This window comes from Microcoleus sp. Pol12B3, from assembly GCF_036701355.1.
In the GTDB taxonomy this organism is placed as follows: domain Bacteria; phylum Cyanobacteriota; class Cyanobacteriia; order Cyanobacteriales; family Microcoleaceae; genus Microcoleus.
Window position 1 is genome coordinate 83,772 of sequence record NZ_JAUBQS010000027.1, and the last position, 10,783, is coordinate 94,554.

The 10,783-nt window shown below is 46.9% G+C and carries 5 protein-coding genes and 1 pseudogene; 5 read left to right on the forward strand and 1 reads right to left on the reverse strand.

The window, feature by feature from the left end; all coding sequences use genetic code 11:
- Positions 1-55: 55 nt before the first annotated feature.
- Positions 56-2,533, reverse strand: a complete 2,478-nt coding sequence (locus QUA53_RS15815; RefSeq protein WP_333098327.1) for an ATP-dependent Clp protease ATP-binding subunit — start codon at positions 2,531-2,533, stop codon at positions 56-58.
- A 706-nt stretch (positions 2,534-3,239) separates the two neighbouring features.
- Between QUA53_RS15815 and QUA53_RS15820 the strand changes: the two genes are divergently transcribed.
- The 5 genes and pseudogenes from QUA53_RS15820 to QUA53_RS15840 all read left to right on the forward strand — a co-directional run.
- A complete protein-coding gene (locus tag QUA53_RS15820; RefSeq protein ID WP_333098328.1) occupies positions 3,240-5,324 on the forward strand; it encodes a histidine phosphatase family protein in 2,085 nt (694 codons plus the stop codon).
- 182 nt (positions 5,325-5,506) lie between these two features.
- Positions 5,507-7,624 (forward strand): mechanosensitive ion channel domain-containing protein, encoded by a 2,118-nt coding sequence (locus QUA53_RS15825; RefSeq protein WP_333098330.1) that lies wholly within the window; start codon positions 5,507-5,509, stop codon positions 7,622-7,624.
- Positions 7,625-7,641: 17 nt separating this feature from the next.
- Entirely contained in the window at positions 7,642-7,959 is a 318-nt protein-coding gene (locus QUA53_RS15830) for a hypothetical protein (RefSeq protein WP_333098332.1), read from the forward strand.
- A gap of 133 nt (positions 7,960-8,092) precedes the next feature.
- Positions 8,093-10,012, forward strand: a complete 1,920-nt coding sequence (locus tag QUA53_RS15835; RefSeq protein ID WP_333098333.1) for a pentapeptide repeat-containing protein — start codon at positions 8,093-8,095, stop codon at positions 10,010-10,012.
- Between the two features lie 174 nt (positions 10,013-10,186).
- Positions 10,187-10,783: pseudogene (locus QUA53_RS15840) on the forward strand (hypothetical protein); the annotation flags it as partial.

Consider the following 10,783-nt stretch of genomic DNA (forward strand, 5'->3'; position numbering starts at 1 on the left):
GCGACTGCGAGATTGGTTATTTCCAAACTTAACTCGCGATCGCACTTACTCAAACTTACTCAGCGCCTTGGGGCAGCAATTCCCGCTTTTGACCTTGCAGCACCTTAACAATTCCGTCCTCGCCCACATCCACAACAGCGGTGTCGCCGTCTTTGATGCGGCCAGAAAGGATTTCCTCAGCCAAGCTGTCTTCCAGCAAGCGCATGATGGCGCGGCGCAGGGGTCGGGCTCCATAGCTGGGGTTGTAGCCTTCTTCTACCAGCCGTTCTTTGAATTTTTCGGTCACTTCCAGAGTGATTCCCTGTTCTGTCAAACGACCGAACACTTCTTTGAGCATGATGACCGCGATTTCTTTGACTTCTTCCTTGTTCAACTGGCGGAAGACGATAATTTCGTCGAGTCGGTTGAGGAATTCGGGGCGGAAGTAGTTTTTGAGTTCTTCGTTAACCAAAGAACGAATGCGGTTGTAATTAGCATCGGCTTGGTTGTCGCTGAACTCGAAACCGAGACCGCCGCCACCTTTTTCAATCACCTTAGAACCGATGTTTGAGGTCATAATCAGCAGCGTGTTTTTGAAGTCCACGGTGCGACCTTTGGCATCTGTTAAGCGGCCGTCTTCCAATATTTGCAACAGCATATTGAAGACATCGGGGTGGGCTTTTTCGATTTCGTCGAACAGAACGACTGTGTAAGGACGGCGGCGGACTGCTTCTGTGAGTTGGCCGCCTTCGTTGTAGCCGACGTAGCCTGGAGGAGAACCGATGAGTTTGGAGACGGTGTGCCGTTCCATGTACTCGGACATATCCAGCCGAATCATGGCGTCTTCGGAACCGAAGAAGTAGCCGGCTAGGGCTTTGGTGAGTTCGGTTTTGCCGACGCCGGTAGGCCCGGAGAAGATGAAACTGGCGATCGGGCGATTGGGATTTTTCAAGCCTACCCGCGCACGACGGATGGCGCGGGAAACGGCTTTCACTGCTTCTTCCTGCCCGATCAAGCGCTGGTGCAAGGTATCTTCCATGTGCAGCAGCTTTTCGGATTCGGATTCGGTCAGTTTGTTTACCGGGACGCCCGTCCAGCTTGCCACGATTTGAGCAATGTCTTCTTCGCTGACTACTGGCGATGGGTCGGTTTCGCCGGTGCGGGCCGAGTCGGTTTTTTTGGCTTGGGAAATAGCGCGAATTTCGGCTTTGATGGTCATTTCCCGATCGCGCAATTCGCCGGCTTTGTCAAAGTCTTGAGAACGCACCGCTTCGTCTTTATCTTTCAGGACTTGGCGGAGTTCTTTGTCAAGTTCTTTGGCTGCGGGGGGCAGTTGGGAGTTTATCAAGCGGACTCTAGAACCAGCTTCGTCTACCAAGTCAATTGCTTTGTCTGGGAGGAAGCGATCGGAGATGTATCGGTGAGAGAGTTTGGCTGCAGCTTCGAGGGCTGTATCCAAGATTTTCAGCTTGTGGTGCTGTTCGTAGCGTTCCCGCAAGCCGAAGAGAATCTCGATCGTCTCGTCAACGGTGGGTTCGCCGACCATGACGGGCTGGAAGCGCCGTTCTAAGGCTGCATCGCGCTCGATGTGCTTGCGATACTCGTCGAGGGTGGTAGCGCCGATGCACTGGAGCTCGCCTCTTGCCAAAGCCGGCTTGAGAATGTTGGCGGCGTCGATCGCCCCTTCAGCCGCACCTGCACCGATCAAAGTGTGCACTTCGTCAATCACCAAAATCACGTTACCCGCTGTGCGGATTTCGTCCATGATTTTTTTGAGGCGTTCTTCAAATTCGCCCCGGTATTTCGTCCCCGCAACCAGCAAGCCGATGTCGAGGGTAACAACGCGCTTTTCTTCGAGGATGTCTGGGATGTCGTTGTTAGCAATTCGCTGGGCCAGACCTTCGGCGATCGCGGTTTTGCCGACTCCGGGTTCGCCGATTAGCACCGGGTTGTTTTTGGTGCGGCGACCGAGGATTTGAATTACCCGTTCGATTTCTTTTTGGCGTCCGACTACTGGGTCTAGTTTGCCATCGACCGCCATTTGAGTCAGGTTGGCTCCAAATTCGTCGAGGGTTGGGGTTTTGGTGCGAGCGCCGCCGCCAGTGGCTGCGACTTCTGCGGTTTCTCCCAGCATCCGAATCACTTGGGTGCGGACTTTCGACAAGTCTACTCCCAGATTTTCTAAGACTCTAGCCGCTACTCCTTCACCTTCGCGGATCAAGCCCAGCAGCAGGTGTTCAGTGCCGATGTAGTTGTGTCCGAGTTGACGAGCTTCTTCAAGGGATAGTTCTAGAACCCGCTTGGCGCGGGGGGTGAACGGAATTTCTACTGCTACGAAGCCGGAACCGCGCCCGATGATTTTTTCCACTTCAATGCGCGCGTCTTTCAGGTTGACGCCCATTGATTTGAGGACTTTCGCTGCAACCCCGGTTCCTTCTCCGATCAGACCCAGGAGGATCTGTTCTGTCCCTACGAAGTTGTGACCCAGGCGGCGAGCTTCTTCCTGGGCCAACATGATTACTTTTATTGCTTTTTCTGTGAAGCGTTCAAACATGATTTATTCCCATCACCTGCTGCTATGTGCCCGTTTCGAGGTCACGCTCGCACAACGAGCGTTTGTGTTCGAGTGTTAACTCGTACTGCTTATTCTAGCGCGACACTCCCAACCTATCTGCCGCACTCGGCTGCGGTTGCAGATTCCAGGCTCATGTTGCAGGATGGCTTTCAACTGGGAAGACCCAAATGGTGGCTGACCTACAACCTCCCCTAGACTGCAAGAAGATTGCTCTTCTCGGCCCGTGCCCAACCTACGACTGCGTATTGATGGATTCTAGCATAATCTTTTTAGCTGTCATGTAGGCGCAAAATGGATATTTCTCCAAGTGACAGGCCAGGTTTTGTACAAAACTTATTAGTTAGATTCACGATCGATCCCCTAAACTCGCTTTTAAGCTGGTGTCGATCTCAAGAATCTTTTGGTTGGCGAGGGAAAGAGCGAGCTGGGCTTTTTTTCTAAAATTTTGTTTTAGATCCTTTGAAGATTTGGGTAGTCTTCATGTTGTCTATTGTGCGATCGCTCCTGATGAATTAGTGAGTCTTACTAAAGTCCGAGGAGTTTGGCTCAGACTATACTCTGCACGGTTCAAGACATTACTTTCGTAGCAGAGTGCTTTGGTCGTTAACTCGTCTGACTTAAAAGTCTGAAACTTCAATTGTGGAAAAGAATCTAAATCCTGTTTAAGGCGTAGTGAAAGTAAATAATGAACACTAGAAACTTAGATGACCAGGTAGAAAGTACCGACAATGGATCGATCGAAGTTACAAGTAAATTCCACGATGCAGCTACAACAACTTCTGCGGCTTCACCAAAAGAATTCAATGCAGAACAGCTAGGACGTGTCTACTTTATTCGGCACGGTGAAAGTACCAGTAACGAACGCAACATTTTTGCAGGAGTTCTGGATGTTGACCTCACATCCTTTGGCCGGTTGCAGGCACGCCGTGCAGGTGTTGACCTGAAGAAAAAAGGTACAAAGTTTGACGCAGTATATGTCTCCCACATGAGGCGCGCACGGCAAACCTGTGAAATCGCCCTTGCTGAAAGTCAAGCACTAAAGTCGCCAAGTACCCCCGTTGAGATAGATCATCGAATTAGCGAAAAATCCTTTGGCATTTTTGCAGGTCGCAACCTAAATTTGCTGCGTCTAGCACTGGGCTACGAAGGCTTCGAGGAAATGTTGCACTCGCACAACGAAGCACCCCCGGCTGGCGAAAAGATTGCCCAAGTTTATTATCGCGCTGCCCGTTTCTACGAAGACAAAATAGTACCGCACTTGGAACGCGGAGAAACAGTTCTAGTAGTGTGCCACCAATATGTATTGGAGCCTCTAGCACTTTATTTAAGCGGTCTGCCGCCGACAGCTTATAAACACCTGAAACTCCCCAATGGTAAAGCTCTCAGCGGTGTGGATCTCGTCAAGTTTCGCGATAAGGAATCCGGCGGTGCTGCTTCCCTGCGTAAAGAGATCAACGATCTTTCAATTATGTGGGCGATTTTGATCTATGCCGCCGCCTTCTTGCTGGGAAGCTTGGCAAGGGCAATCAGCACCTCAGAAGCAGGGATTCCATCAGTCCTATTTCGAGCAATAATCGTTGCGTGTCTTGCCGCCTCAACGTTTTATACCTACCTAGACATTGACTTTGCAGCGAGTAAACGCAAAGTAACCTCTACTGTGAAGTATCTAGTTTACGGGTGGATGGCAGTGCGATGGGCAGTTGGGTTATTTTTAATATTTTCTGGCCTCTTGTATCAGACTGAAGCGGATCTGTACAAAGTTTTGTGGGTTCTATTTTGGATGGTTCCGCCAGCCCTTACTTCCCCAGTTTTATCCGTGCTTTGGGGCGGTAATCTTTATCCGTCGGCTCTTTTGTCAAGAACGCTATCAATCGTTGCTCCACTGGCGCTTCTGGCTACATTGAAGATTGCCAATTTACCCATTAACGTTGACAGCCTGATCTTTTTCGGTGTCATTCTAATTGTAGGTCTGGCAATACCGGGTGCGATCGCCCAGTTTTGGCGCGACAAATCTCCTGTAGAATCAAACCACCACAGTAAAAACTGGAAATTTATCGGTGTGCTGGCTGTTGCATTCATGGCTTTGGCAACCGGGTTTCAGTTTACTCCGGCAACATTCCTCAGCGATATATTTTCCTCAACGGATACAGCGCGATCGCTAGCTTGTCTGCAACAATTGGCAATTGCAACTTTGGTATTTGTCTCGATGCGCGTAGTAGCTACATTAACCTCAATAGTGACAAAGGGCAAGCTAAGCAAGGCAGAAGCTCGGGATGCTTATATCCTGCTTGTGAATCCCAACTTTTTCCTTTGGGCGGCTCTTTTCATCGGAGTTAGTGCAACTGCAAATCCGTTAGCCGTAAGGTATGCAGTTTTTTGGGCAGCGCTGGGGTTCTTCTGCATACCCCTCGTCGAACAGATATTGTTCATGAATTCATTTGGCAATGACATACTGAGAGAAACACTGCGTTCTTCGAGAGTGGCAACAGAAGATATCAAAAAGCTTTTCCTGCAATTGGATACGGATGGAAGTCAGTCGCTCGATCGAGCCGAAATTACGGAGTTGTTAGGGCTCATCGAAGATATGACAACCGGCGAACGCAGCTCCGAAGAAGTTAGAAGCTACGTCACTGATTATCTGTTCAACATTCTTGATAGCGATAAAAATGGCACTGTCGATTTAGCAGAGTTAGAAGAGTACGTATCAACCTATGGGTTAGTTGCTAACCTGAACGTCGTATCTGCTAGTGCATCTCCAGTGGGAGCATAAGTGGCGATCGCCCACAGTTGATATTAATGGAAATAACAGAATTTATAAAACTTCTGTTACTTCCAAGTTCAAGAGAGGAGCAATTTATAGATTACTTTTCTCCACTGTTCCTCCATTATTTTATTTAAAAACATAGTTCTGGAATGAACTTGTTAGATATCAAAATCGGGAGATTGTAGCAAATGTCACGTTATAAAATTCGAGCAATTATCCTGACAGCAGTCGTTTGTGTTGCCGTGGTATGGACGACTCCAGTGCGATCGCAAGAGCAAGAGCAAGAGCAAACTCCCGATGCCAATACTCCAAAGCTTGAACAAGTTGAACCAGAGAAACCAGCCGACCCCAAAGCAGCAACCACTACCAAAGACTTTAATATTCCCGTTGATGAACTGAAAATCCTCGTTAAGCCGCTCACCCTCGAAGAACTCCGAAACGAGGCAGCAGCGTGGATGCTTGTACTCCAAAAAAAAGCTCACGAAATCAGCGAAGCCGAAGTTACCATCAAGCGCCAGAATCAAGCCATCAGCCAACAACAAGAAGGCGTTGATGCCTTAGAAAAAGCCAAAAAAGCCCTCGAAGCGGCCGAGCAAGCTCAAAAAGGTGCTGCCCCTGGTTCACGGCAATATGAAGAAGGAACGAAAAAGGTAGAAGAAGCCAAAGAAAGCCTCAAAAAAGCCCAGTCAGCAGTCGAGAAATCGAAAACAACCAAAGCCGAATTAAAACAAGACGAGACATCGAATAAGACGCTGGAAAAAGCTCAAAAAACCGGCGACTTAGAAACAGCCAAACAAACTCTCGATAAAATAAAAGCCGATCGAGATAAGACCGTTGCCGGATCTCTAGCTTATTCTGAGGCCACCAAAACGATCGAAAAACTAGAAGCAGCCATCAAAGCCTTCGAGTCCGCCCAAGAAGCTCAAAAAGGTGCCGAGCCCGAGTCACCGGAATACCAGGAAGCCACCCAGCAGCTAGAAGAAGCCGACGAAGCCCTCAAACAACTCCTCAAAGATATTGGGGCTACTGCAACAGGACAATCATCCCAGGATCGAGAAAACGCCACAGCCGCCGTTGAAAACACCGAAATTAAAAACAACGGGGAAGAGAAAGTTGCTGGTTCCCCAGCAGTCGTCAACAACCAACAGAACCTCCAACAAAAAGAACAGGAACTCAAAAAAACGACCGAAAATTTGCAAAAGAGTACCGATGCGGATTCTGCAGCAAAGAACCAACTCGTAGTCACTGTTACCGAACTCCAGTCGCAGCTAACGGCGATCGACGATCGGTTTAACGCCATTTTAGAAGAACTGGAGAAAAAAGGTGGCGATCCCAAGCCCTACCGCCAGTACACTCAAGCAGTTATGAGTATCGACATAGATACCAAAGATACCCAAGGTTTGGGCGTGCGGCTTCTGGCTTGGGCAAAAGCTGAAGAAGGTGGCATGCGCTGGGTGGGTAATACAGGGAAGTTCGTTGGGATTGTGATTGTCTCCATCGTTGTCTCTCAAATCCTCGGCGCGATCCTCTACCGACTGATGAAGCTATTCGGCGGCACATCGAGAATCATGCGCCAATTTATCGTGATGCTTGTCAAGCGCGGCGGAGTTGTAGTCGGGTTTCTAGTGGCCCTGACAGCGCTGGAAGTCAGCCTCGGTCCAGTTTTAGCCCTGGTTGGGGGTTTGAGTTTCATTTTGGCCTTCGCCCTGCAAAGCAACCTGGGCAACATAGCCAGCGGCTTGATGATTATGGCATACAAGCCCTTCGATGTCGGTGACGAAATCAAACTCGGCGAACTTTGGGGATGGGTAGAGTCCATCACCTTAGCTAACACGAAAATCAAAGGCCTTGACGGTCAGATGTTTAACGTTCCCAACAACACAGTTTGGGGCGACACTATCGAAAACCTGAGTCACAGTGACACTCGCAAATTTACACACTGCTTGCGGATTGGCTTTGAGGAAGACTTGGGTAAGGTGGAGCAATTGCTCGTAGAAATTCTCAAATCGCATCCCAAAGTTTTAGCAGCTCCAGCCCCCAGCACTCAAGTGTGGAGTATTGAGGACTATTACATCAGTCTGAAAGCCGACGGGTGGGTGAACAAAGAGGATTTTTGGACAGTCCATTCTGACGCGATCCGGATGATTCGGCAACGGTTCTACAAAGAGGGTATCCAACTTGCTGCTATCCCCAAAAGTATGGATGTAGGAGAACCAGATAATAGTAATGGCAACATTTCCTATCTGGTTTCGGAAACCTCGGTGCATCGGGGGGCAAGTTTGCTTTCAGATATCCCTAAAGATTAACCAAGAAAAATACACCAATGAAGTTAGACAAGTTTGTACTCGCACAAAACATGGCATTTCTAATAGCCATCCCACCAAAAAGTAATTTAGCCAAATTGCTCTCCTTTTGCTTGGCGACAAAAGCTAGACAAAAGACGACCGGAACAGACATCTTAAAAATAACCTGTGAGCTAATGGAAAACCCATCTAATTTGCCCTATTGGACTCAAGACGTGATGGGACTCGATTTAGATTACAGCACTGAAGAGTGGAAAGCTTTAGGAGAAATGGGCATCAACGATGCAGAGGAGTTTATGGCTACCCTGTGCAAAGAGTTGGAAAATTTAAGTTTGTAATATCTAGCCCTAGCGTCAGCAAACAAACTCTCAGTTTCCAAACACTCTATCAAAAGCATTCATCATAGCCGGATAGTTAAAAAACCCTGTCTTTAGACAAGGGAGGGTCAACTTTCAAGAGAGAAACAAAAATATGTCTTTAAATGTTGAACTTTTAGAGCAAAGTTTCGAGAAAATCAAACCTCGTGCTGATGAATTTGCCGCTAGCTTCTACGAAAAATTGTTTACAACTCACCCAGAGTTGAAACCCCTGTTTGCCAAAACTGATATGGCAAAGCAACAGAAAAAGCTCATAAGTGCTCTGGTTTTAGTAGTAGAAAATCTCCGTTCTCCAGAGGCTTTAGGACCAGTTCTCAACGCACTGGGAGGCAGACACATCGGTTATGGAGTAATTCCCAAATATTACGGCCCAGTTGGAGACGCACTACTAAGTGCTTTTGAGCAGTCTCTCCAGCAAGATTGGACAACCGAAGTAAAGCTGGCGTGGACAGATGCCTACAAAGCAATTACTGCTTTGATGTTAAAAGGCGCAGGGGTACAAACGACACCTGAAGAAGTTCAATTAGAAACAGAGATTATTCCCGATAAACAGATAAGTATAGCAGCTAATTACCAACTAGAATTAGTCCCAGAAAAAGAGCCAAAATTAGCCGTAGAGGTACTGGAAAGCAGTTTTGACAAAATCAAACCTCGTGCTAATGAATTTGCCGTTACCTTCTACCAAAACCTCTTAATTGCTCACCCTGAATTTCAACCACTATTTGCTAATATCGATTTAGAAAAGCAACAAAAAAAGCTCATAAATGCTTTGGTATTGGTAGTAGAAAATCTCCGCTCTCCAGAAGCTTTAGAGCCAGTGCTCAAGGCCTTGGGAGGCAGACACATCGGCTATGGGGTAATTCCCAAATATTATGGGCCAGTTGGAGACGCACTGCTGATGGCTTTTGAGCAGTATCTCCAAGAAGATTGGACTCCCGAAGTCAAGCGGGCGTGGACAGATGCCTACAGAGCAATTACAGGTTTGATGTTAAAAGGCGCAGGTGCAGATTCTTCACCAAATGTAGTCGCAGATCAAAAAGATGTCATCCACTATCAGCCACAAGAATCACAGACACAATTACTGAACGAATCTAGGCCGATCGCACCACCAACCGAGGAAGAGAAAAAGCCTTTAGTATCTATTCAGTTAGATGGTAAAATTATCCAAAAAATGCTGTCGAAAATAACTGATAGTTATCAGCAATTTCAGGGTAAATCATTCGTTCAGCGATTGGGTGAAGTTCTCAAAGGAATTTTAGAAAAATTTATTGATAATTTTTGGACACAACCTGCCTGGTTGGTGGCTAGTTTTTCAGCCATTCTGTTCATCATAATTTATGTGTGGGCGGATGATAATTCCCTGATCGGAGAAGTTTTGGAGAGTGTTGATTCTCTCAGTCTTGTCGTTGCTTTAATTTTATTCATCAAGGAAGCACCCGATCGCAGAAAGCAATTTCACTACCAAGCTTGGAGTACGGTTGATGCAGCGCACAACGTAAAAGTTAGCTATGCCAGAATTCTGGCACTCCAAGATTTAAATGAAGATGGTGTTTCTCTTAGAGGTTTGGATGCTCCTGGTGCGGAGTTAGTAGATATTAATCTCCCTCATGCCAATCTCAGTAAAGCCAATTTGATGGAAAGCGACTTGAGTAATGCTAATTTGAGTTATGCCAATTTAGATAATGCTAATATCAGTCATGTTAAACTTAGCGGTGCAAATTTAAGTCATGCAAAAGTGAGTTTTGCTTGCTTGACTCAGGCTAATCTTAGTAGTGCGAATCTTAGTAATGCTAATTTAATTTGTGCAGATTTGAGATATGCGAACCTGAGTGGTGCAGATTTGAGATATGCTAGTTTGAGTGGTGCTAACCTGAAGAGTGCCTACCTAAGTGGTGCAAATCTCAAAGGTGCTAAAGTTAGCATTTCTGACCTGAGTGGTGCTTTGCTCGAAGGTGCTGTTATGCCTGATGGATCGAAGTATAAGTCTTTGGAAGATGAGGTCACAAATAAATAAATTGATGCCAGCTTGTTTATGACCTTGAGGTCTGTTTTTATACGAGAAGTGTGACGATTTCTTGAGGAGAAAAGCTTTGGCTTCCTGAAATGCGATCGATACTAATGGTGAGAGATTACTTTTTAATTTCTTAGACCTAAAATAAATAAGGCAAAGAAGAGCATAAAAAATCCTATGCAATTATTTAAGCAGTTAAGTATCAAGACAAAACTCATAGTTATGTTGCTGGTAGTCAGCCTTTGCGCTATGCTCGCCAGCACCTATATATGCTCTAGCAGTGGGAAAGCGATTCTGACCGAAAAAGTCTTCAACCAATTAACCAGTCTTCGGGCAGCCAAAACGGATCAAATCCACGATTATTTTCAAAGCCTTTACCACCATAGTCAAACCTTAAGTGAAGACCTAACAGTAGTCGGTGCCATGCAGGAGTTCAAGACAGCCTACCGCCAACTTGAACAATCAACAGTACCAGCGGATTTTGACGCAAAAATTGATATTTTCTACCGGACAGAATTTTTAACTAAACTAACGCGAACTAACGAGGGTTCCCCCGTTCTGGCATCCTACACGCCAAAAACAACTGCTGCCCGTTACTTGCAGTACCACTACATCGCTGCTAACCCCAACCCCGTGGGCAAAAAACTTCTCCTTGACAATCCAGGTGACGCCAGCGCTTACAGTCGCGCTCACGCCCGGTTAGGGTCGAGAGAAGATATTACTATCCTCTCCCTCCCATTCGGAACCGTGCTTGCAACTTTCACTGCACACGGC